15 protein-coding genes and 1 pseudogene are annotated in these 22,340 nt (G+C 75.6%); 10 read left to right on the forward strand and 6 right to left on the reverse strand.

What is annotated here, in order from left to right; all coding sequences use genetic code 11:
* Positions 1 to 176: 176 nt before the first annotated feature.
* Positions 177 to 1,892, reverse strand: a complete 1,716-nt coding sequence (locus tag ACZ6EJ_RS26095) for a M23 family metallopeptidase (RefSeq protein ID WP_469270474.1) — start codon at positions 1,890 to 1,892, stop codon at positions 177 to 179.
* A 205-nt stretch (positions 1,893 to 2,097) separates the two neighbouring features.
* Positions 2,098 to 2,480: pseudogene (locus ACZ6EJ_RS26100) on the reverse strand (lipase); the annotation flags it as partial.
* A 280-nt stretch (positions 2,481 to 2,760) separates the two neighbouring features.
* Here ACZ6EJ_RS26100 and ACZ6EJ_RS26105 point away from each other — a divergent pair.
* Complete coding sequence (locus ACZ6EJ_RS26105) at positions 2,761 to 3,174, forward strand: cobalamin B12-binding domain-containing protein (RefSeq protein ID WP_469270476.1); 414 nt, start codon at positions 2,761 to 2,763, stop codon at positions 3,172 to 3,174.
* 488 nt (positions 3,175 to 3,662) lie between these two features.
* Here ACZ6EJ_RS26105 and ACZ6EJ_RS26110 read toward each other — a convergent pair whose 3' ends face one another.
* Together ACZ6EJ_RS26110 and ACZ6EJ_RS26115 are read right to left on the reverse strand one after the other, a co-directional pair.
* Positions 3,663 to 5,411, reverse strand: coding sequence for a DUF5691 domain-containing protein (locus ACZ6EJ_RS26110; protein ID WP_469270478.1), 1,749 nt, complete (start codon positions 5,409 to 5,411; stop codon positions 3,663 to 3,665).
* A gap of 208 nt (positions 5,412 to 5,619) precedes the next feature.
* On the reverse strand, positions 5,620 to 7,023 hold the full coding sequence (locus ACZ6EJ_RS26115) for an SWIM zinc finger family protein (protein WP_469270479.1): 1,404 nt from the start codon (positions 7,021 to 7,023) through the stop codon (positions 5,620 to 5,622).
* 148 nt (positions 7,024 to 7,171) lie between these two features.
* On the opposite strand from ACZ6EJ_RS26115, the gene ACZ6EJ_RS26120 reads away from it, so the two are divergent.
* The 6 genes from ACZ6EJ_RS26120 (at position 7,172) to sucD (ending at position 15,208) form a co-directional block, all read left to right on the forward strand.
* The gene (locus ACZ6EJ_RS26120; RefSeq protein WP_469270481.1) at positions 7,172 to 7,615 is read left to right on the forward strand and encodes a hypothetical protein; all 444 of its coding nucleotides are present in this window, start codon (positions 7,172 to 7,174) and stop codon (positions 7,613 to 7,615) included.
* Positions 7,616 to 7,750: 135 nt separating this feature from the next.
* Entirely contained in the window at positions 7,751 to 8,875 is a 1,125-nt protein-coding gene (locus ACZ6EJ_RS26125) for an ATP-binding protein (RefSeq protein WP_469270483.1), read from the forward strand.
* A complete protein-coding gene (locus tag ACZ6EJ_RS26130) occupies positions 8,872 to 11,508 on the forward strand; it encodes a DUF5682 family protein (protein WP_469270484.1) in 2,637 nt (878 codons plus the stop codon). The genes ACZ6EJ_RS26125 and ACZ6EJ_RS26130 overlap by 4 nt, the downstream gene beginning before the upstream one ends.
* A gap of 50 nt (positions 11,509 to 11,558) precedes the next feature.
* Positions 11,559 to 12,827: a VWA domain-containing protein gene (locus ACZ6EJ_RS26135; protein ID WP_469270485.1), complete on the forward strand. Its 1,269-nt coding sequence runs from the start codon at positions 11,559 to 11,561 to the stop codon at positions 12,825 to 12,827.
* Positions 12,828 to 13,120: 293 nt separating this feature from the next.
* Entirely contained in the window at positions 13,121 to 14,302 is a 1,182-nt protein-coding gene (sucC, locus tag ACZ6EJ_RS26140) for an ADP-forming succinate--CoA ligase subunit beta (RefSeq protein WP_469270486.1), read from the forward strand.
* A gap of 21 nt (positions 14,303 to 14,323) precedes the next feature.
* A complete protein-coding gene (sucD, locus tag ACZ6EJ_RS26145) occupies positions 14,324 to 15,208 on the forward strand; it encodes a succinate--CoA ligase subunit alpha (RefSeq protein WP_469270488.1) in 885 nt (294 codons plus the stop codon).
* A 224-nt stretch (positions 15,209 to 15,432) separates the two neighbouring features.
* Here sucD and ACZ6EJ_RS26150 read toward each other — a convergent pair whose 3' ends face one another.
* Positions 15,433 to 16,830, reverse strand: coding sequence for a helix-turn-helix domain-containing protein (locus ACZ6EJ_RS26150; RefSeq protein ID WP_469270489.1), 1,398 nt, complete (start codon positions 16,828 to 16,830; stop codon positions 15,433 to 15,435).
* A gap of 132 nt (positions 16,831 to 16,962) precedes the next feature.
* Here ACZ6EJ_RS26150 and ACZ6EJ_RS26155 point away from each other — a divergent pair, with 132 nt between their 5' ends.
* Entirely contained in the window at positions 16,963 to 18,678 is a 1,716-nt protein-coding gene (locus tag ACZ6EJ_RS26155) for a cell division protein PerM (RefSeq protein ID WP_469270496.1), read from the forward strand.
* On the opposite strand, the gene ACZ6EJ_RS26160 is transcribed toward ACZ6EJ_RS26155, so the two are convergent.
* The gene (locus ACZ6EJ_RS26160) at positions 18,668 to 19,696 is read right to left on the reverse strand and encodes a hypothetical protein (RefSeq protein WP_469270490.1); all 1,029 of its coding nucleotides are present in this window, start codon (positions 19,694 to 19,696) and stop codon (positions 18,668 to 18,670) included. The genes ACZ6EJ_RS26155 and ACZ6EJ_RS26160 overlap by 11 nt on opposite strands.
* Positions 19,697 to 19,992: 296 nt before the next feature.
* Here ACZ6EJ_RS26160 and purN point away from each other — a divergent pair, with 296 nt between their 5' ends.
* Together purN and purH are read left to right on the forward strand one after the other, a co-directional pair.
* Positions 19,993 to 20,649 carry a phosphoribosylglycinamide formyltransferase gene (purN, locus tag ACZ6EJ_RS26165; RefSeq protein WP_469270492.1) on the forward strand — a complete coding sequence of 219 codons (657 nt, stop codon included), beginning with the start codon at positions 19,993 to 19,995 and terminating at the stop codon, positions 20,647 to 20,649.
* On the forward strand, positions 20,636 to 22,189 hold the full coding sequence (gene purH, locus ACZ6EJ_RS26170; RefSeq protein WP_469270494.1) for a bifunctional phosphoribosylaminoimidazolecarboxamide formyltransferase/IMP cyclohydrolase: 1,554 nt from the start codon (positions 20,636 to 20,638) through the stop codon (positions 22,187 to 22,189). The genes purN and purH overlap by 14 nt, the downstream gene beginning before the upstream one ends.
* The last annotated feature ends 151 nt before the right edge of the window (positions 22,190 to 22,340 follow it).

Consider the following 22,340-nt stretch of genomic DNA (forward strand, 5'->3'; position numbering starts at 1 on the left):
CCGAGGGGGGCGGAAGTGTTGCGGCGGGGGGTGTGGCGGGGTGGCTGGGCGGCCAACGGCGGCGCCGGGGGGGGGGGGGGGGGGGGGGGAAAGGGGAAGGGGGGGGGGGGGGGGGGGGGGGGGGGGGGGCCGCCCGCCCCCCCCCCGCCCCTGTCGTGTGCCGTGCCGAGGTCCGCTCAGGTCGGGTCGAGGCCGTGGCTGCGGAACCACGCCAGCGGGTCGATCGCCGCGCCGCCGGCGGGCCGGACCTCGAAGTGCAGGTGGGGGCCCGTGGAGTTGCCCGAGTCCCCGGCGTACCCGATGACGTCGCCGGCCTTCACCGGGCCCGAGCGGATCCGGGTGCTGCTGAGGTGGCAGTACCAGGTCTCGGTGCCGTCCGCCTTGGTCACGATCACCATGTTGCCGTAGGCGGAGTTCAACTGGGTGCGCACGATGCCGTCGGTGGCGGCCATCACCGGAGCGCCGTACCCGACGGGGAAGTCGATGCCCGTGTGGACGGACATCCAGTTGACGCCCGCCTGGCCGTAGTAGGCGCTGAGCCCGTGCTGGGTGACCGGCAGGGCGAACTTGGGGCGCATCGCCTCGCGGCGGGCCGCCTCCTGCGCGCGCTTCTTCTTCTCCGCCGCCTGGCGTTCCTGCAGGTCGATGCGTTCCTGGGTGCGGCTCGCGCGCTCGCGGAAGTCGTTGCTGCCCTCGTCGAGCTGCTCCAACTGGCTGTCCAGCCGGTTGTTCGCGGCGACCGGCTTCACCGTGCTGGGGTCGGCGACGGCCAGGGAGGCGGTCGTCTCCTCCGGCCGCTCCTCGCCGCCGGACAGGCCGCTGACCGAGGCGGCGGCGATGCCCGCCACGCTCATCACGCAGGCGGACGGCACCGCGACGGTCAGGAGGGCGGAGCGCTTGGCGGGGGTGCGGCGGCGGGCCCGGCCGCGGGCGGCCGGGGGCCGGGCGGCGGCGCGGTGCGCGGAGGGCGGGGCGGGTGCGGCGTCCGGCTCGGGGAGGGCGTCCGCGTCGAGGGCGGCGAACTGCGCGGTGGCGGACAGCGCCTCCGCAGGGTCGGCGGCTTCGTCGGCCGGCTCGGTCCGCTCCGCGACCGCGTCCGGGCCGCCCGCCGGGTCGGCGTCCGCCGACGAGGAGGCGTGCTGCCCGTACAGCGGATACGACGTCTGTTCGGGGTCGTACGCGGTGCCGTCGGGCGCGGCGCCGGAGTTCCAGGCGGTCGCGTCGAAGGCGCCGGTGTCGTAGGCGCCCGTGTCGTACGCGCCGGTGGTGGCGTAGGTCCCGGTGTCCGCGGGGAAGGCCGCGCCGTACGCCCCGACGGGATGCGTCCCGGTGTCGTAGGCGTCCGCCTCCTGCGCCCCGCCGATCCCGTACGCCGTGCCGCTCGGGTAGGCGCCGGTGTCGTACGAGGCGGTGGCGTACGCCCCGGTCTCGTACCCGTCCGCTCCGTACGGGGCGGAGGCGAACCCGGTGGTGGGGAACGCGCCGGTGTCGGCGGTGGCCCACGAGCCGGTCGTCTCCTGCGCGGCCGCCTGCTGCCAGGACCCGGTGGCGTCCCACTGCTGGTCGGGCTGCTGGTGGGCCCCGGACGGGGAGGCGTAGCCGTCGTACGCGACGGTGGTCTGCCGGCCGCCCGTGTCCCACGCGGCGGAGTCGTACGGTCCGCCGTGGTCAGGCTGTCCGGTGGCGTACGCGGAGCCGTAACCGGCGTCGTAGGCGGGGCCGTCGTATCCGGCGGCCGTCTCGTGCCCGGTGGCGTAGGCGGCGTCGTACCCCGCCTCGTAACCGGAGGCATCGCCGCCGGGGAGGCAGCCGAAGAGCGGGTCGGTGTCGAAGCTGCCGGTCGACTGGGCGTCGTACCCGACGGGTCCGGCGTGGGGGTGCTGGTCGTTCACCAACTTCTCTCTCGCCTCGACAGCAGGACTGTTCTGGGTCCCGGTCGGGGAAGTCCCAGGGGGAAGCAGTGGCCGCGACTGTACCCGGCAGTATGTGACGACGACAATCTTCGGCGGGTTTTACCTTCGCAGGAAACGGGCATTCGAGCGTCTTTCGGGGGCCGTCAGACGGAGCCTTGGCTCTACGTTCGAGAACCGTTCTATTTCACGCGGCGGGGATTTCTCTGCGGGACCCGGTCGCGCCGTCTTGCGTTCCGGGCTTCTCCCGTACCGCGCGGACAGCCGCGGTCACGGCGGGATGCACGAGCGGCGCGAGGCGCCCGATCCCGGTGACGCGCCCGCTCACCGCGTCATGGCCGGGGTGGTCGGCGCACGGCGTCCCGACGGGGACCGTCGTCCGGTCCAGCCGCTCCAGAAGCTCACGAAGCGCGTCCGGCGGTCGGGCGCGGGGGAGCGCAGCTCCTCGATCACCGGGGAGTCGTCGCGCGTCCGCCCCACGATGGGGTGAAGCCCGGCTCCGGGGGCGACGGCGGCGCCGCGGTGCGCCGTCCCGAGCGCCACCGGGGCGCGCACCCGGCGGTCGCGTCCGCACGAGGAGCGCGGCCGGGCGGGAGCGGGCGGTGAGGCCGGACCACCGTGCCGTGCGGCTGACGGCACGGTGGTCCGGTGACCTCGTAGCGGCTCCCCCCGCGCCGGTCCCCGCGCGGCCCAAGGGCCGCGGGATGCGGGAGGCGGCGCACGGCGGACATGCCCCGCGTGTGATTTCCCCCTCCCCGCCTGCCGCGAAACTGCGGTGTGCGGGATGCTGGGGCTAACGTTCGTTCACCTCCCCGGCCCTTCAGGCGCGGGAGACCCTGTGGAGGCAGTAATGGGTGTGACCGGTCCGATCCGTGTGGTGGTGGCCAAGCCGGGACTCGACGGCCATGACCGCGGGGCCAAGGTGATCGCACGAGCGCTGCGGGACGCCGGCATGGAGGTGATCTACACGGGGCTCCACCAGACGCCCGAGCAGATCGTCGACACGGCCATCCAGGAGGACGCCGACGCCATCGGCCTCTCGATCCTCTCCGGGGCGCACAACACACTGTTCGCGAAGGTCATCGAGCTGCTGAGGGAACGGGACGCGGAGGACATCAAGGTGTTCGGCGGCGGGATCATCCCGGAGGCGGACATCCCGCCGCTCAAGGAGCTGGGCGTGGCGGAGCTGTTCACGCCTGGGGCGACGACGACGGAGATCGTCTCCTGGGTGAACGCCCACGTCCGCCAGTCCGCCCAGACCTGAACGGGGTCGGGGCCGGGGCCGGGTCTCGAGGGCGGCCTCGGGTCCTGGCGCGGGGGCCGAGGGGTCCGGCCGGGAGTCCGAGCAGGCCCGGCGCGGGTCCGGGGGGACCGGTGTGGGCTCGTGCGGCCCGGCCTGGGTTCGGAGGGGTCGGTGTGGGCTCGCGCGGGGGGACCGGTGTGGGCTCGTGCGGTCCGGCCTCGGGTGGCGAGGCCGGTGCGGCCTGGGTCCGGAGGGATTGGTGCGGCCTTGCGCGGTCCGGGGGATCGGTGCGCCCTCGCACGGTCCGGCCTCGGGCGGCGAGCGGCCTTGGCGCGGGGCCCCGAGCAGGTCTGGCGCGGGGTCCTGGGCCGGGCGGGCGTCAGGCTCTTGTGCCGGGCTGGGCGCGGGTCTCCGTGCGGATCCGCGTGCAGGCTTGGGTGGGGTGCGGGGCCTTCGCAGTGGTCTCCGTACGGGCCTCCGCGTGGGTTCGGCGGGGTGGCGGTGGGCCGTCAGGCCGTCAGCTCCGCCTCCATCGCGGCGCGCAGCCGCAACGTGGAGACCAGCCGCTGGAAGGCCTCCGACCAGTACCCGCCGGCTCCGGGTGACGCTCCCTCCCGTTCGTCCTGCGCCGCCGTGAGCACCTCCAGCCGTCCGGCCTCCGCCGGGTCCAGGCAGCGTTCGGCCAGCCCCATCACGCCGCTGAAGCTCCACGGGTAGCTCCCGGCGTCCCGCGCGATGTCGAGCGCGTCCACCACCGCGCGCCCGAGCGGCTCGGCCCAGGGGACCGTGCACACCCCGAGCAACTGGAACGCCTCCGACAGGCCGTGCGCCGCTATGAACTCCGCTGTCCACAGGGCGCGTTCGTCCGCCGGAAGGATCGCGAGGAGCTTGGAGCGCTCGGCGATCGAGGTCGTCCCCGGCGTGCTCGCCTGCGGTGCGGACGGTGCTCCCAGCAGGGCCCGCGCCCATCGGGGGTTCCGCTGCCGCACCGCCGCCCGGCACCAGGCGGCGTGCAGCTCGCCCGCCCAGTCGTCGGCGACCGGCAGGGCCACCACGTCCTCGGCCGGACGCCCGCCGAACCGCTCCTCCCAGACGCCGAGCGGGGTGGCCTCCACCAACTGCCCCAGCCACCAGGACCGTTCGCCCCGGCCGGTCGGCGGGGCGGCCACGACGCCGTCGCGCTGCATGTCCGCGTCGCACTCGTGGGGCGCCTCCACGGTGATGGTCACGGCGTCGCCGGAGCGGTCCGGGCTCACGCAGGACACCGCACGGGCCCCCATCCGCCGGGCGAGCGCCGAGTGGGGCAGGGCGGAGAGCAGTTCGGCCGCGGTGGCGCGGACGTTGCGGCTGCGGTCCGACAGGGCCTGCTCCAGGAACGGCTCGTCCTCGCCGCTCAACCCCGTCCGCAGGGAGTCCAGGAACATCAGCCGGTCCTCGGCCCGCTCGGTGGACCAGGTCGCGGACAGGAGGGCGAGCGCGGCCGGCGGGTCCTGCGCCCGTACGGCGTCGAGCAGGGCGATCCGCTCCGCGAACAGCCCCTCCGCCCACACCTGCCGCACCGCCTCCGGATCGGTCGTGTCGGGCTGGAGCGAACCGATCGCGGAACCGCGCAGGGCGAACTTCCACTCGGGGTTCAGCCCGGCCAGCCACAGTCCCCGCGGCCCGGCGAACGTGAGCGCCTGCGGCCGCAGGTCCGTCCGGGCGCGGGCGGCGTCCAGCAGTCCCGGCACCAGGGAGGCCGGGGCCCGGAACCCCCGCCGGTTGGCGGTGGCCAGCCACTGCGGGATGAGCTCGGTGAGGTCGGGGGTCGTGCCGCGCCGTCCACCGGCCGAGGGCGCGGCCCGGTCGGCGAGCAGGCGGGCGAGCCGGTGCCGGGCCGCTTCGGGGAGCGGCGGGCGCGGATCGGGGACGGCGGGCTCCGGACGGGCCTTCGCCGTCGCGGGCAGCAGCCCGGCCCGCCGCCGCACGGTGTGCAGCGCGGCGGCGTCCAGCAGCGCGCCGGGGGCGTCGGCCGGGCCGAGCACGTCGTGCGGCGCCGGGGGGCGGCGGTCGGTGCCCAGCAGCGCCGAGGTGACCAGCTCCTCCCAGGGCGCCCCGTCGAGAGCGGTGCCGGGCGCGTCCGCCCGAGCGCCCGCGCCGGGACGCTCGGACGCCGACGGGACGGCGGCGACGGCGTCGGCGGGCGGGGTGTCGGCCGCCGGGGGCCGGGGCGGCTCCGCGGTCGCGTTCCCGGTCGGGTCGATGGTCGTACGAGGCATCGTTTACCTCCAAGGGCTTGCGGTACGCGGACGTGGGACGCGGGCGGCGGGACGGCCGGGGGAGGCCGCTCCTGGGGCGGCGGAACGGTGGGACGGCGGCGTGGTGGGGCGGAGAGGCGCGGGCGGTGGGGGGCATCGGACCCGGAGCGCGGCCGGGGGCACGCCGTACGCGCGAGCCGCCTGGGGCGGGGCGGTCGCCCGTGCCGGGTCAGACCAGTCGCACGACGGTGCCGCCCGCGGCGTCCTCGGCCGCGCCCCCGCCCTCCGTGTCCCAGGCCGCGAACGGGTCGAAGCCGCGGTGGCCGATCTCGCCGAACACGGTGACCGGGCGACCGCCGGAGACCGCGACGAGCTTCCACAGCCCCGGCCGGGACAGCGCCGCCGGGGCGACCGGCAGCGCGGAGTCGGCGTGCGCGTCGGCCAGTTGCCAACCGCCCTCGCACGGCACGGGTATGACGTCGCGCAGGGTGACCGGATACGCCTCCAGCCACGGATCGTCCCGCAGCGCGTCCCCGTAGACGGCCGGGGCGGCGGCCGCGGGGACGCCCGGCGGAGGGCCGAGCGGGACGGACGAACCGAACTGCCGCCCCAGCTCCGCACGGAGCTGCCCGCCGCCCGGATACGGGGTCAGCTCGGCGTCGAGCACCACGCCCACCGGGAGCGCCTGGTCCGGTGAACGGCCCCCCGCGCCGAAGGAGAGCAGCAGCGCCGTGCGGCCCGACTCCCGCCCGTACAGCCAGACGCGCCGGGTGGTGATCCTGCCGTCAGGGGTGTCGTACTGCGCGAGGACCAGCCAGTGGTCGCGGATCGCAGGGCCCTCTGCGGAGACCGGCAGCCCCACTCTCGTCCGCACCGTGGCCGCCAGCGGGTCCGGCAGCCTCTCGCGGCCGAGCCAGGCGGCGTCCAGCAGATGGAGCAGGCCGCACTCCTCCAGCAGCCGCACCGGCCACCCCGGACCGGACCCGGTGATCGCGCCCAACTCCCGCACCCGGTTGGCCAGCCCCGGCGCCTGGGCGTCGACCATGCGGGCCGCGATCTCCTCCCACCGGGCCTGCTCCGGGCGGTCGGCGCTCACCAGCCCCGCCCGCAGCAGATCCGCCAGGCGCTGTTCCAACTCCCGCGCCCCGCCGGTGACGCGCTCCGCCCGGCGCTCGGCCCGCTTCCGCGCGGCGGCGGGGTCGGCGGGCCCGGCCCCGCCCTCCACGCCCGCGGCGACCGGGTCCGCCGCCGCGCGCACGCGGCGCCCGTCGAGCCACGGGGCGGCCCAGTCGACCGGCTCGGCCCGCGGGGACACCGCCTCGTCGGACGCCCGGAGCAGCAGCAGCCCCAGCGCGTGCTTGCAGGGGAACTTCCGGCTGGGGCAACTGCACCGGTAGGCGGGCCCGGTGAGGTCGACCACGGTCTCGTACGGCGTCCTCCCGCTGCCCTTGCACCGGCCCCACACGGCTCCCGCGCCGTCGCAGCCCGTCCCGGACCACGGGCCCGGCACGCCGAGTCGCGCGCCCGCCTTGCGTGAGGCGGCGTCAGGAGCCAGGGCCAGCACCTGTTCCGCCGTCCAGCGCACCTCCGGTCCACCGGCGGGCGCGGTCTCTCCCCCATGAGATAGCAGCATGGCCACGACGTTAGGGGGCGCCACTGACAATCCCCTCCGACCTGCGACGAAGCCGTTGTCAGAGCGACTTGACTTTGCCTTGTCTTTGCGTTTCCCTGCGGTCTCCGTGCCGGAACCGATCCGGGCGGATCGATCCAGGGGGATCCAGATGAAGCACACCATCCGCGCCAACCGTCCCGTGCGCGCCCTGTGCGGCGCACTGGCGGTCACGGGCCTCGTCCTCGGGCTCGGCGCCTGCTCGGCCGAGTCGGTCGACGAGGCGGTGGCCAAGGCCGTCGACGAGACCGTGGACGAGACCTACGAGGTCACGTACGAGGTCACGGGGAAGAGCGTCGACGAGATCTCCTTCCACGCGGGTGGTGGCGAGGCCATGAACCCGGAGCTGGAGACCGTCACCGCGCCGACCCTGCCGTGGAAGAAGACGGTGACGCTGCGCGGCATCATGCCGCCCGCCGTCATGCCGTTGGCGCTGGAGACGGGCGGCGACGTCACGTGCACCATCACGTACAAGGGCAAGGTCATCAAGGAGGCGAAGGGCGCGGGCGCGGTCTCGGCCGGCGGCTGTGTCGCCGGGTCGCCGATCGTGGGCTGACCAGCGGCCGGCCGCCCCTGGGCCACCGCTCTCGGACCGGTCCCGAACGGGCCCTGACCTGCGGTCAGGGCCCGTTGTCAGTGCCATGGTGCACGGTGGGAACCACAACAGGTCGACCGATCTGGAGGGGGACCCATGACCATGCCCGCGACCACCGCGTCCGTCGGGGCGGAGACCGGCGGCGAGGCTCTGCGCCCGCACGCCGAGGACGCCTTCGCCGACGAGCTGAAGGCGCTCGCCGCCGCCGACGACCGCCCCAGGCCCGCTCGCTGGCGGCTCTCGCCCTGGGCCGTCGCCATGTATCTGCAGGGCGGTGCGCTGCCCGACGGGACGGTGATCACACCGAAGTACGTGGGCCCGCGCCGGCTCGTCGAGGTCGCCGTGACCACGCTGGCCACCGACCGCGCGCTGCTGCTGCTCGGAGTGCCGGGGACGGCCAAGACCTGGGTCTCCGAGCACCTCGCCGCCGCGGTCAGCGGTGACTCGACGCTCCTGGTGCAGGGCACCGCGGGGACGCCCGAGGAAGCCGTCCGCTACGGCTGGAACTACGCGCAGTTGCTCGCGCACGGCCCCAGCCGCGACGCGCTGGTGCCCAGCCCCCTGATGCGGGCCATGTCCGAGGGCATGACCGCCCGCGTCGAGGAGCTGACCCGCATCCCCGCCGACGTGCAGGACTCGCTCATCACGATCCTGTCGGAGAAGACGCTCCCCGTCCCCGAGCTGGGGCAGGAGGTCCAGGCCGTCCGCGGCTTCAACCTCATCGCCACGGCCAACGACCGGGACCGGGGCGTCAACGAGCTGTCCAGCGCGCTGCGCCGGCGCTTCAACACCGTCGTGCTGCCGCTGCCCGCCACCCCGGAGGCCGAGGTGGAGATCGTCTCCCGCCGGGTCGACCAGATCGGCCGCTCGCTCGACCTGCCGGCCGCACCGGAGGGGCTGGCCGAGATCCGGCGCGTGGTGACGGTCTTCCGCGAACTGCGCGACGGGGTGACCACGGACGGGCGCACCAAGGTCAAGTCCCCCTCCGGCACGCTCTCCACGGCCGAGGCGATCTCCGTCGTCACCAACGGCCTCGCCCTCGCCGCCCACTTCGGAGACGGCGTCCTGCGCCCCGGCGACGTCGCGGCCGGCATCCTCGGCGCGGTCGTCCGCGACCCGGCGGCCGACCGCGCGGTCTGGCAGGAGTATCTGGAGACCGTGGTCCGCGAGCGCGACGGCTGGAAGGACTTCTACCGCGCCTGCCGCGAGGTCTCCGCATGACGACCGCACCGCGGCCCGGCCGCACGCCCGCGGACGCCGTGACGACGGGCGCCGGAACGACGGGCACCGGGGCGACGGGCGCCGGGGCGACGGACGCCGCGCCCTCGGACGCCGGGGCGACGGGTGCCGGGGACGCCGCCGGAGCCACGAGATCCGGGGCCTTCGCCGCCGGAACCACGGGCTCCGGAGCCACGAACGCCGCAGTCCCCGAGCTTGGAGCGTCCGACGGGGCGGCCGGGCGCGGGGCGCGGACCGGCCCCGGCGGGCCCTTCCTGCTGGGCGTACGGCACCACGGGCCCGGTTCGGCGCGGGCGGTCCTCGCCGCGCTCTCGGCGGCCCGCCCGGCCGCCGTCCTCATCGAGGGGCCGCCCGAGGGCGACGCGCTCCTCCCGCTCGCCGCCGACCCGCAGATGCGTCCCCCCGTCGCGCTGCTCGCGCACGCCGTGGACGATCCGGGGCGGGCCGCGTTCTGGCCGATGGCCGCGTTCTCGCCCGAGTGGGCGGCGATCCGATGGGCCCTCGACCACGACGTGCCGGTGCGCTTCATCGACCTCCCGGCCGCCCACTCCCTGGCCCTGGCGCACACCCCGTCACCGGCCCCGCAGGACGCGCCCCCGGACGCCGACGGCCCGGCCGCCCCCCGGCAGGAGGGGGCGGACGAGGTCAGCCCGGTCGTCGACCCGATCCGCGTGCTCGCCGAGACCGCCGGATACGACGACCCCGAGCGCTGGTGGGAGGACGTCGTCGAGCACCGTTCACCCGGTGCCGCCGCGGGAGCGGAAGCCGCTCAGGACGCGACACGGGAGGCCGACGACGCGCTCGCGCCGTTCGCCGCGCTGGCCGAGGCCATGGCGGCGCTCCGCGAGACCTACGGGGACGGCGGGCAGCCCAGGGACGCCGTCCGCGAGGCGTACATGCGCGTCCAGGTGCGCACCGCGCGCAAGGAGTTCGGGGACGACGTCGCCGTCGTCTGCGGGGCCTGGCACGTCCCCGCGCTCGCCGCGCGCACCACCCTCGCCGCCGACCGGGCCCTCCTCAAGGGCCTCCCGAAGATCCGGACCGAGCTGACGTGGGTGCCGTGGACCCACCGCAGGCTCGCCCGGCACAGCGGCTACGGGGCCGGGATCGAGGCCCCCGGTTGGTACGCCCACCTCTTCGACGCGGCCGACCGGCCGATCGAGCGGTGGATGACCAAGGTCGCCGGGCTGCTGCGCGCGGAGGACCGCTTCGTCTCCACCGCCCACGTCATCGAGGCGGTCCGCCTCGCCGAGACCCTCGCCGCCCTGCGCGGCCGCCCGCTGGCCGGGCTGGGCGAGGCGACCGACGCGGTGCGGGCCGTCATGTGCGAGGGCTCCGACGTCCCGCTGGCCCTCGTCCAGGACCGGCTGATCGTCGGCGAGACGCTGGGCGAGGTCCCGGACACCGCCCCCGCCGTCCCGCTCCAACGGGACCTGACCCGCACCCAGCGCACCCTCCGGCTCAAGCCGGAGGCGCGGGAGCGCGTGGTCGACCTCGACCTGCGCAAGGACACCGACGCCGCCCGCAGCCGGCTCCTGCACCGGCTGCGCCTCCTCGGCGTCGCCTGGGGCGGCCCGATGGCGGGGACGGGCACCGGCACCTTCCGGGAGAGCTGGCGGCTGTGCTGGGAGCCGGAGCTGCACATCCGGGTCGCGGAGGCGGGGGTGTGGGGCACCACCGTCCTGACCGCCGCGACGGCGAGGGCCGAGGCGCGCGCCGGCGCGGCGACCGCCCTGTCCGAGGTGACCGACCTCGCCGAGCACTGCCTGCTGGCCGACCTGCCCGACGCGCTGCCCGTCGTGATGAAGGCCCTCGCGGACCGGGCCGCGCTCGACTCCGACGTCGGCCACCTCGCGGACGCGCTGCCCGCCCTCGCCCGCTCCCTGCGGTACGGGGACGTGCGCGGCACGGACACGGCGGCGCTCGGCGAGGTCGCCGCCGGCCTCGCCGACCGCGTCTGCGTCGGTCTGCCCTCCGCCTGCACCGCCCTCGACGCGGACGGGGCCGAGGCGCTGCGCCGCCAGGTGGAGGCCGTGCACGGGGCGATCGGGCTGCTGGTCGCCGGGGCGTCACCCCCGCCGGGGCTGCGGGAGCGCTGGGACGCCGTCCTGGGCAAGCTGGCGAGCCGCGACTCGGTCGCCGGGATCATCCGTGGCCGGGCCGTGCGGCTCCTGCTGGACGAGGGGCGGCTCACGGAGGACGAGGCCGCCCGGCTGATGGGCCTCGCGCTCTCCGCCGGCGCCCCGCCCGCCGACGCCGCCGCCTGGATCGAGGGGTTCGTCGGCGGAGCGTCGGGCGGCGGCATGGTGCTGGTGCACGACGAGCGGCTGCTCGCCCTCCTCGACGCCTGGCTGGCCGGCGTCTCCACCGACACGTTCACCGACGTGCTGCCGCTCCTGCGGCGTACGTTCTCCGCCTACGAGCCGGGCGTACGCCGCACCCTGGGCGAGCTGGTCCGGCGCGGGCCCGTCACCGGGGGCGCCCACCGGAGCGGCGCGGACCGGGCCCCCGCCGGGTTCGGCCCCGGCCTCGACCGGGACCGGGCCGACGCGGTGGAGCCGGTGCTGCGCCTGCTGCTCGGCGCGCGCCCCGCACCGGCGGGGGCGGCCCGATGACGACGAACACGACCGGGGGACCGGCGACGAGCGACCCCACGGGGGAGACGATGGAACCCACCGCACACGCCCCGCACCCCCCGCAGGAGGCACCGGCCGCCCCGGCCGCGCGCCCCGCCCCGCGGGCCGACGACGACGAGCGGTTGCGGCGCTGGCGCCTCGTGCTGGGAGCGGACGCCGCCGACAGCACCGGGTCCGCCCTCAGCGGCCGGGACGCCGCGATGGACGGCGCGCTGAGCGCGCTGTACGGGGGCGGCGGGAAGAAGCCCGCAGGCCGGGGCGGCGGCGGCGGGCGCTCCGGCGGGCTCGGCGCTTCGGCCCCGTCCGTCGCCCGCTGGCTCGGCGACATCCGGACGTACTTCCCCAGCTCCGTCGTCCAGGTGATGCAGCGCGACGCGATCGACCGGCTCGACCTGGCCGCGCTGCTGCTGGAGCCGGAGATGCTGGAGGCCGTCGAGGCGGACGTCCACCTCGTCGGCACCCTGATCTCGCTCAACAAGGCGATGCCCGAGACGACAAGGGAGACCGCCCGCGCCGTCGTCCGCAAGGTCGTCGACGAGCTGGAGAAGCGCCTGGAGAGCCGCACGCGGGCCACCCTGGCCGGGGCCCTGGACCGCACGGCGCGGATCAGCAGGCCGCGCCACCGGGACATCGACTGGGGCCGCACCATCCGGGCCAACCTCAAGAACTACCTGACCCTCCCGGCACGGGACGGCGAGGCGGCGACGGGCACGGTGATACCGGAGCGCCTGGTCGGCTACGGCCGCGCCTCCCGGTCCGCCACGAAGGACGTCGTCCTCTGCGTCGACCAGTCCGGCTCCATGGCCGCGTCGGTCGTCTACGCCTCGGTCTTCGGCGCGGTGCTCGCCTCGATGCGCACCATCGCGACCCGGCTGGTCGTCTTCGACACGGCGGTCGTCGACCTGACCGACCAGTTGGACGACCCGGTCGACGTCCTCTTCGGCACCCAGCTCGGCGGCGGCACCGACATCAACCGCGCCCTCGCCTACTGCCAGTCGAGGATCACCCGCCCCGCGGACACCGTCGTCGTCCTCATCAGCGACCTCTACGAGGGGGGCATCCGCGACGAGATGCTGAAACGGGTCGCCGCCATGCAGGCGTCCGGCGTGCGGTTCGTGACGCTGCTCGCGCTCTCCGACGAGGGCGAGCCGGCGTACGACCGCGAGCACGCGGCGGCGCTCGGGGCGCTCGGAGCGCCCGCGTTCGCCTGTACGCCGGACCTCTTCCCGGACGTCATGGCGGCCGCGATCGAGAAGAGGCCGCTGCCCATGCCCGACAAGGAGCCCCGAGCCTCGTGAGGGGCGCGGCACGGGGCCCGGCGCACCGCCCGCGCGCGTCCCGGCAGCCGGGCGCCCCGCCGGGCGGCGCGGCCGCCCCGACCCGCGCCGGAGCACCGTCTGTGACCGTTATCACCGCTCAGGTGTGATCCGCGATTTAGGGTCACGCGGAGCGCGGGGATAACCTGCGGGATGGACATGCCGCGTATACGGACACCGTGTACGCCTCCCTAGTGACAGCGCAGTCACGTTGCCCTTCGCGGCACGCCCACGCAGAAAACGAACCGCGAGACCACTAAAAGGGACGGACGCGCGTGGACCTGTTCGAGTACCAGGCGAGGGACCTCTTCGCCAAGCACGGTGTACCGGTGCTGGCCGGTGAAGTCATCGACACGCCTGAGGCAGCCCGCGAGGCGACCGAGAAGCTGGGCGGCAAGTCCGTCGTCAAGGCGCAGGTGAAGGTCGGTGGCCGCGGCAAGGCCGGCGGCGTCAAGCTGGCCGCCGACCCCGACGAGGCGGTCGCCCGGGCGACCGACATCCTCGGCATGGACATCAAGGGCCACACGGTCCACAAGGTGATGATCGCCGAGCTGTCCCCGGAGATCGAGGCGGAGTACTACGTCTCGTACCTCCTCGACCGCACCAACCGCACCTTCCTGGCCATGGCCTCGGTGCAGGGCGGCATGGACATCGAGGAGGTCGCGGAGAAGACGCCCGAGGCCCTCGCGAAGGTCCCGGTCGACTCCAACTCCGGCGTCGACATCGCCAAGGCCCGCGAGATCGTGGCCCAGGCGAAGTTCCCGGCCGAGGTGGCGGAGAAGGTCGCCGAGGTCCTGGTGACGCTGTGGGACACCTTCGTCGCCGAGGACGCGCTCCTCGTCGAGGTCAACCCGCTGGTGAAGACCAAGGACGGTCGCATCCTGGCCCTGGACGGCAAGGTCTCGCTCGACGAGAACGCCGACTTCCGCCAGCCCGACCACGAGGCCCTCGAGGACAAGGAGGCGGCCGACCCGCTGGAGGCCGCCGCCAAGGCCAAGAACCTCAACTACGTCAAGCTCGACGGCGAGGTCGGCATCATCGGCAACGGCGCCGGTCTGGTCATGTCGACCCTGGACGTCGTCGCGTACGCCGGTGAGAACCACGGCGGCGTCAAGCCCGCCAACTTCCTCGACATCGGCGGCGGCGCCTCCGCCGAGGTCATGGCCAACGGCCTGGAGATCATCCTCGGCGACCCGGACGTCACGTCCGTCTTCGTCAACGTCTTCGGCGGCATCACCGCCTGCGACGAGGTCGCCAACGGCATCGTCCAGGCGCTCGCGCTGCTGGAGTCCAAGGGCGAGAAGGTCGAGAAGCCGCTCGTCGTGCGGCTCGACGGCAACAACGCGGAGCTGGGTCGCAAGATCCTCTCCGACGCCAACCACCCGCTCGTTCAGCGCGTGGACACCATGGACGGCGCGGCCGACAAGGCCGCCGAGCTCGCCGCGGCTGCGAAGTAAGGGACGAGGGACTCCAACACCATGGCTATCTTCCTCACCAAGGACAGCAAGGTCATCGTCCAGGGGATGACCGGCGCCACGGGCATGAAGCACACCAAGCTCATGCTGGCCGACGGCACCAACATCGTCGGTGGCGTCAACCCGCGCAAGGCCGGCACGTCCGTCGACTTCGACGGCACCGAGGTCCCGGTCTTCGGCTCCGTCAAGGAGGCGATGGAGAAGACGGGCGCGAACGTCTCCGTCCTCTTCGTGCCGCCGGCGTTCTCCAAGGCCGCCGTCGTCGAGGCGATCGACGCCGAGATCCCGCTCGCGGTCGTCATCACCGAGGGCATCGCCGTCCACGACTCCGCCGCCTTCTGGGCGTACGCGAACGAGAAGGGCAACAAGACCCGGATCATCGGTCCGAACTGCCCCGGTCTCATCACCCCCGGCCAGTCCAACGCCGGCATCATTCCGGGCGACATCACCAAGCCCGGCCGCATCGGTCTCGTGTCCAAGTCCGGCACGCTGACCTACCAGATGATGTACGAGCTGCGCGACATCGGCTTCTCCTCCGCCGTCGGCATCGGTGGCGACCCGGTCATCGGCACCACGCACATCGACGCCCTCGCGGCGTTCGAGGCGGACCCGGACACCGACCTCATCGTGATGATCGGCGAGATCGGCGGCGACGCCGAGGAGCGTGCGGCCGACTTCATCGCGAAGAACGTCACGAAGCCGGTCGTCGGTTACGTCGCGGGCTTCACCGCCCCCGAGGGCAAGACCATGGGCCACGCCGGCGCCATCGTCTCCGGCTCCTCCGGCACCGCCCAGGCGAAGAAGGAGGCCCTTGAGGCCGCCGGCGTCAAGGTCGGCAAGACGCCGACCGAGACCGCCAAGCTGGCGCGCGAGATCCTCGGCGCCTGAGCGCGGCAGCGCACCACGGGCGTCGTACGACGTCCGAACGGCGCGGGCCCGCATCCCCGGTTCGAGGGGGTGCGGGCCCGCGCCGTTGACGTGCGCGGCGGGTGGCGCGCCGCGGGCTCTCCCGCGCCGCGGGCCCACCGGTGCTGCGGGCTCGCCCGTACCCGCGGGCTCACCGGTGCCGCGGCCTCTCCCGCGCCGCTGGGGGCACCGGAGCTGCCGCGGGATCACCGGAGCTGTGGAACCAGCCGTTCCGGACCGTGGGCCAGGTGCTCGCGCAGCGCCTTCTGCAACTCCAGGTCCTGGGCGGTCAACTGCTGCGGCCCGCCGCGCGGCGGAACACCCCCGACGCGTTCGGCGGGGGGGATCGGCGGTTCGTAGCGCGTGGGCGCGGTGTGCAGCGTCAGCCCGGTCGCCCCGATGAGCAGGACGGCGAAGGCGGAGGCGGCCCTGGTCCAGCGCCTGGCCGTGTTCTCGCTCCCGGCGCGCACGACGTGCGGGGGCGGCGGCGCGGGCACGCGCTCGACGCCGGCCAGCCCGCCGAGCCGGTCGTGCAGCAGGGCGGACTGCTCGGCGGGGGAGGGGGCGTCCGCCAGGTCGGGCAGTCGTTCGGCGACGGCGGCGCGGGCGGTCATCAGGCGGCCCGCCGCCGCCGGAGTGCTGGCCTCCGTCTCGGCCGCCGTCTCCGGGAGGTCCAGGCCGACCCCGTCGTACAGGAGCAGCGTCCGCCGGTAGGCCGGCGGCAGGTCGAGGAGCGCGTCGAACAGCGCGCGCTCGCCCGGCTCGGCGGGCGGGGCGTCGGGGTGGCGGTACGCGCGGCGCAGCCGGTGCCAGGGGGACAGCGCGTACTCGTACGCCGCCGCGCGCACCCAGCCGGCCGGGTCGCGGTCGACGGCCACCTCGGGCCACCGCTGCCAGGCCAGTTGGAAGGCGCGCTCGACGGACTCGCGGGCCAGATGGCGGCGACCGGTGAGCAGATAGGTCTGCCGGACGAGTCCGGGGGCCGTCCGGTCGTACAGCGCGTCGAACGCGGCGGCGGGCGAGTGGGCGGGACCCCCGGCCGCGTCGGTCTGAGCCACTGCTTCCGCGTCCGTGCGAGCCACTGCTTCCGCGTCGGTCTGAGCCACTGCTTCCGCGTCCGTGCGAGCCACTGCTTCCGCGTCCGTCCGAGCCGCCGCTTCCGCGTCCGTGCGAGCCACTGCTTCCGCGTCGGTCTGAGCCACTGCCTCCGCCTCCGTTTCCGGTTCGGCGTCCGCTTTCCCCGCTGCTTCCGGCCCCACCCCTGCGCCCGCTTCCCCGTCCGCGCCCGCCGCCGCGGGCGCGTCCGGTTCCGCCCCGGCCCCCGCTGCCCCGACTGCCTCCGCGACCGGTTCCGCCCCGGCCCCCGCGTCCCGGCCCGCCTCCGGCGGTGACGCTGCGGGGTTGATGAGGGCGAGGTACAGCCCGCGCTTGCGCCCGCGCGGGGTCGCCCGCCCCGTCTCCCACGCGCGCACGGTGGCGCGCGTGACACCGACCGCCGCCGCCACCTGCTCCTCGCTCAACGACCTCGCCTCACGCAGTCTGCGGCACTCCTTGGGGGAGGGCAGCGGCGGTGCGGCGACCGCACCGGTGGCGCTCCGGGTCATGGGTGCCCCCCGGCAGCGCCGTGCAGCGGGACGGTGAAAAAGTACATAAACGTATATTGGGCGACACAGCGGCTCTTCGCGCGTTACGCGGCATCAGCGCGTGTCGTTGGCAGCATGGGCCGCGTGACCCCCATGACGCAACGCAGCCCGAAGGCGCCGGCCGCGCGGAACCGCACCCTCGACCTGGCCACCGCCCTGGCACGGGGCGCCGTCGCCGCGGGGCTCGGCCTCGGGGCGCTGGCGGTGCTGGTCACGGCGGTCTGGATCAGCTCGCCCTACCCGGACAGCGGGCCCGACGGCGCGTTGCGCGTCGCGGCCGCGCTCTGGACGCTCGCCCACGGGGCCGCGCTCGTACGGCCCGACACCCTCAGCGGCGTCCCCGCCCCCGTCGCCATGGTGCCGCTGCTGCTCGCGGTCGGCCCGGTCTGGCTGGCACACCGCGCCGCGCGCGACGCGGCGGCGCCGGAGCGCGGGCGGCCCCGGCCCTCGCCGGCGGGGGCGCTCTGCGCGGTGACGGGGGGTTACCTGCTGGTCCTGGCGGGGGCGGCGGCCTACGCGCGGGGCGGCGCGCTGCGCGTCGACCCGCAGACGCTGGTGTTCCCGGCGGCCCTGGTGGTGGCCGCTTCGGCGGCGACCGGGGCGTGGACGGCGGCCGGGCGTCCGCTGGGGCCGCTGCCGACCTGGTTCCCGCTGCCGCTCCAGGAGGCCGTCGCGCGGGCGGCCTTCCGCGACCGGGCGGAGGCGGCGTGCCGGTCGGCCGCCGCGGGCCTGCTCGTGCTGCTCGGGGGCGGCGCGCTGCTCGTCGCGGTGGCCCTGGCCCGGAACGCGGACGCGGCGCGGGACTCGTTCCTGGCGCTCGCGGGCGACTGGTCGGGGCGCACCGCCGTACTCCTGCTCGCCGCCTCGCTCGTGCCGAACGCCGCCCTGTGGGGGGCCGCGTACGGGCTGGGCCCCGGCTTCTCGATCGGCACGGGCGCCACCGCCACCCCGCTGGGCTTCGACGGGACCCCGGCGGCCCCCGACTTCCCGCTGCTGGCCGCGCTGCCGGGGCCGGGTCCGGGCTCGCCGCTGAGCTGGGCGGCCGCGGCGGTGCCGGTGGCGGCGGCGTGGGCGGTGGCCTGGTTCACCGTACGCGGGGCGACGCCGGTCGACGCGCCCCGCGCGCACTCCTGGAGGGCGGGCGAGACGGCGCTGGTGGCCCTGTTCGCGGCGGTGGGGTGCGGGGTCGGTACGGCGCTGCTCACGGCGGTCGCGGGCGGACCGCTCGGCACCGGGGCGCTCAGCGCCTTCGGGCCCGTCTGGTGGCGGACCGGCCCGGCGGCGCTCGGGTGGACGGCGGTCCTCGGCGTGCCGGCGGCCCTGCTGTGGCGGTTGTGGCGGCTGCGCGCACCCGGCTGGGCCTGGCGCCGCGACCTGCCGGCCGGGCCCCCCGCGCCCGTCGTCGCGCGCCCGCGCCGCTGGTGGGCCCCGTGGCGTACGGGGAGCGCTCCGGGCGGCGGCGCCGCGCCCGTCGCCACCCCCGTACCGGCCCCCTCGGCGGCGGCCCGCGCGGCGGGCGGGCGGGGGGACCGGGGGGCCGAGCCGTACGACTTCCTGCCGGCCGACCCCTGGCGCGAGGCGAGCCGGCAGGCGCGGTGGGCCTCCCTCAAGCGGGGCTCGGGCGGCCTGATGGCCGCCTTCCCCGCCTCGCCCCCGGACGCGCCGTCCACCGGGCTCCCGGCCACGCCCTCCGTCGTACCGTCCATCGAGGTCCCCGACCCCGGACGCGGTCCCGCGCACGGGGCCGCGTCCGCAGACGGGTCCGACGCGGAGGGCCCGGAGCCGGGCGGTCCGGAGGCTACTCCTTGACGCCGAAGAACGGCTCCAGCGGCTTGGGCAGCCGGTCGTTGCAGGCCACCGCGCCGGTCTTGGTCAGGGCGTCGTTCACGCACGTGTAGTAGTCGCGGTAGACGAGCTGCACGCTGTACGACGTCAGCACGATGATCAGGGCCAGCAGGGCGGTCACCAGCCCGCCGATCGCCGCGGTGGTCTGCTGCTTGCCGCTGCCGCTGCCGCTGCCGCTGCCGTTCTGCGCGGGAGCGGGCGCGGTGTCGTCCGTGCCCGCGCCGGAAGCGGGGCCGGACGTCCCCGTGCCGACGTCTCCGGCGACGGCCCCGCGGGCCGTGGCGGAGGCGGTCCTGGGCGGGGTGCGCAGGGCGCTGACCGCCCAGTAGACCGAGAGCGCGCCCAGCAGCAGGGCGATCTCCGGGAAGTCGAAGAGCGCGAAGAAGAAGGCCCACATGCCGCCGAGCACCGCGTAGCGGGCGCGGCGCTGCGCGGGGTCGGTGGGGTCCCAGCGCATCCCGCCCGTACCGCCGCCCTCGGGGCCGCCCTTGCCGGAGCCGTTGCCGCCGGGGCGGCCGCCGAACCCGCCGTCGCCCCGGCCGGGCTGCTTGCTGCTCCACTGGCCGCCCCATCCGGAGCCCTCGCCCTCGCCGCCGTTCCCGTCCGTCCCGGAGGGGCGGCGCGGCCGCCACGGCTGGTCCGGCCGGTCCGCGGGCGGGGCGGCGAAGGGATTGTCGTCCTCCGGCTTCCCGCCGCCGTCCGAGCCGGAAACCGCCCCCGAGCCGGAAGCCGCCCCCGAACCGGAAGACGGTGCGGAACCCGAAGCGGAGCCCGAGTCCGGAACTGGCCCCGAGCCGGAGGCGGAGCCCGCACCCGAGGGCTCTGAACCGGAAGCCGGCCCCGAGCCCGAAGCGGACCCCGGCCCCTGGGCGGGGGAGGAGCCGGAGGCGGGCGGCGGGGAGGACGGGTGTTCCCGCATCAGCGGAGCGGACCGCTCGGGCAACGGAAGGCGGAAGGCGGTGCGGTGGCGTCGGTCCGGCATGTGGTGAACGTCTTCCCCATCTCGTCATGTCCGCCCGAAGGACGGTTCGTCCGCCCGGCGGACGGTGCGCTGTCCCCTGACGCTACCTCCCGCTCACGCCCCCGTCCCGTGGGGGCCGTCGGGTGTGCCGGTATCGTTGCTGACGGTCGGCTCGTTCGTAGGGTTCCCCGTATCGACCGAAGCGATTCTTTCGTAGGACCGTACAAGCGTGCGCCCGTACGCGCACCCCACCACCCCGTGCACCTCCCGCACCCGCGTCACCGCGCGGTCGCCACCACGCGAGAAAGGGCCCCGACGTGGCCTCCCCGCCCTCCTCCGCCGCCCCCGCCCGGCTGGTCGTGCTGGTCTCCGGATCCGGTACGAACCTCCAGGCCCTGCTCGACGCGATCGGCGACGACCCCGCCGGGTACGGGGCGCGGGTCGTCGCGGTCGGCGCGGACCGCGACGGGACCGGCGGCGCGGAGCGCGCCGAGCGGGCCGGAATCCCCACGTTCGTGTGCCGGCTCAAGGACCACGCCACCCGCGCGGACTGGGACCGGGCGCTCACCGCGCTGGTCGCCGAGCACCGCCCGGACCTCGTCGTCTCCGCCGGCTTCATGAAGATCGTGGGCCCGGCGTTCCTCGCCGCCTTCGGGGGCCGGACCGTCAACACCCACCCCGCCCTGCTGCCCAGTTTTCCCGGTGCCCACGGAGTGCGCGACGCGCTCGCGTACGGCGTGAAGGTCACCGGCTGCACCGTCCACTTCGTCGACGACGGCGTCGACACCGGTCCGATCATCGCGCAGGGCGTGGTCGAGGTGACCGAGGAGGACACGCCGGAGGGCGAAGCAGCCCTCCACGAACGCATCAAGGAAGTCGAGCGCACGCTGCTCGTTGAGGCCGTGGGGCGGATCGCCCGTGACGGCCATCGCATTGAGGGACGAAAGGTTCATCTCGGTCATGTCGGTGAATAAGCCCATCCGCCGCGCCCTGGTCAGTGTCTACGACAAGACGGGGCTCGAAGACCTCGCCCGCGGCCTGCACGAGGCGGGCGTCGAACTCGTCTCCACCGGCTCCACCGCCGGCCGGATCGCCGCCGCCGGGGTGCCGGTCACCAAGGTCGAGGAGCTGACCGGCTTCCCCGAGTGCCTGGACGGCCGCGTCAAGACGCTGCACCCCCGCGTGCACGCCGGCATCCTCGCCGACCTCCGCCTGGACGCCCACCGCGCGCAGCTCGCCGAGCTGGGCGTCGAGCCGTTCGACCTGGTCGTCGTCAACCTCTACCCGTTCGCGGAGACCGTCGCCTCGGGCGCCTCCGCCGACGAGTGCGTCGAGCAGATCGACATCGGCGGCCCCTCCATGGTCCGCGCCGCCGCGAAGAACCACCCCTCGGTCGCCGTCGTCACCAGCCCCGAGCGGTACGGGGACGTCCTCGCCGCGGTCAGGGCCGGCGGCTTCGACCTCACCGCCCGCAAGCGGCTGGCCGCCGAGGCGTTCCGGCACACCGCCGCCTACGACGTGGCCGTCGCCTCCTGGTTCGCCGCCGACTACGCCGCCGCCGACGACTCCGGCTTCCCCGACTTCTTCGGCACGACGTACGAGCGCGCGAACGTCCTGCGCTACGGCGAGAACCCGCACCAGCCCGCCGCCCTCTACACCTCCGGCTCGGGCGGCCTGGCCGAGGCGGAGCAGTTGCACGGCAAGGAGATGTCGTACAACAACTACACGGACACCGACGCCGCGCGCCGGGCCGCGTACGACCACGCCGAGCCGTGCGTCGCGATCATCAAGCACGCCAACCCCTGCGGCATCGCGGTCGCCGACGACGTGGCCGAGGCCCACCGCAAGGCGCACGCCTGCGACCCGCTCTCCGCGTTCGGCGGGGTCATCGCCGTCAACCGGCCGGTGACGGTCGAGCTGGCCGAGCAGGTCGCGGAGATCTTCACCGAGGTCATCGTCGCCCCCGCCTACGAGGACGGCGCGGTCGAGGTGCTGGCCCGCAAGAAGAACATCCGCGTGCTGCGCGCCCCCGGCGCCCCGGCCGCCGAGGTCGAGGTCAAGCCGATCGACGGCGGCGCGCTCCTCCAGGCCGCCGACCGCCTCCAGGCAGAGGGCGACGACCCGGCCGACTGGACGCTCGCCACCGGTGACGCGCTCTCCGAGGACGAGCTGAAGGAGCTGGCCTTCGCCTGGAAGGCGTGCCGCGCGGTCAAGTCCAACGCGATCCTGCTCGCCAAGGGCGGCGCCTCCGTCGGCGTCGGCATGGGCCAGGTCAACCGGGTCGACTCCGCGAAGCTCGCCGTCGAGCGGGCCGGCGAGGAGCGGGCGCGCGGGGCGTACGCCGCCTCCGACGCGTTCTTCCCGTTCCCCGACGGCCTGGAGATCCTGACGGCGGCCGGCATCCGGGCCGTGGTCCAGCCCGGCGGGTCCGTCCGCGACGAGCTGGTCGTCGAGGCCGCGAAGAAGGCCGGCGTCACCATGTACCTCACCGGTACGCGCCACTTCTTCCACTGACCGGCCGGTCGGCCCCGCGCCGCCGCCTCCGGGGCGCGTCCCCCCCCGGGAAGCGGGCCGGAGCCGTTCGCCGTGTCCCGAACGGGGGGCATACCGCCCATCTGTTTCCCCGAACAGGCGCCCCCCTCCGAGCGGACGTGAAGAACCCCAC

Source organism: Streptomyces sp. NPDC041970 (assembly GCF_055588985.1).

Excerpts from the sequence above, each read along its gene's own strand:
- ACZ6EJ_RS26150 (WP_469270489.1), bottom strand. The coding sequence starts at position 16,830 with ATGACCCGGAGCGCCACCGGTGCGGTCGCCGCACCGCCGCTGCCCTCC.
- ACZ6EJ_RS26120 (WP_469270481.1), top strand. The coding sequence starts at position 7,172 with ATGAAGCACACCATCCGCGCCAACCGTCCCGTGCGCGCCCTGTGCGGC.
- ACZ6EJ_RS26125 (WP_469270483.1), top strand. The coding sequence starts at position 7,751 with ATGACCATGCCCGCGACCACCGCGTCCGTCGGGGCGGAGACCGGCGGC.
- ACZ6EJ_RS26130 (WP_469270484.1), top strand. The coding sequence starts at position 8,872 with ATGACGACCGCACCGCGGCCCGGCCGCACGCCCGCGGACGCCGTGACG.
- purH (WP_469270494.1), top strand. The coding sequence starts at position 20,636 with ATGTCGGTGAATAAGCCCATCCGCCGCGCCCTGGTCAGTGTCTACGAC.
- ACZ6EJ_RS26110 (WP_469270478.1), bottom strand. The coding sequence starts at position 5,411 with ATGCCTCGTACGACCATCGACCCGACCGGGAACGCGACCGCGGAGCCG.
- ACZ6EJ_RS26115 (WP_469270479.1), bottom strand. The coding sequence starts at position 7,023 with ATGCTGCTATCTCATGGGGGAGAGACCGCGCCCGCCGGTGGACCGGAG.
- ACZ6EJ_RS26135 (WP_469270485.1), top strand. The coding sequence starts at position 11,559 with ATGGAACCCACCGCACACGCCCCGCACCCCCCGCAGGAGGCACCGGCC.
- sucD (WP_469270488.1), top strand. The coding sequence starts at position 14,324 with ATGGCTATCTTCCTCACCAAGGACAGCAAGGTCATCGTCCAGGGGATG.
- ACZ6EJ_RS26160 (WP_469270490.1), bottom strand. The coding sequence starts at position 19,696 with ATGCCGGACCGACGCCACCGCACCGCCTTCCGCCTTCCGTTGCCCGAG.
- ACZ6EJ_RS26155 (WP_469270496.1), top strand. The coding sequence starts at position 16,963 with ATGACGCAACGCAGCCCGAAGGCGCCGGCCGCGCGGAACCGCACCCTC.
- ACZ6EJ_RS26105 (WP_469270476.1), top strand. The coding sequence starts at position 2,761 with ATGGGTGTGACCGGTCCGATCCGTGTGGTGGTGGCCAAGCCGGGACTC.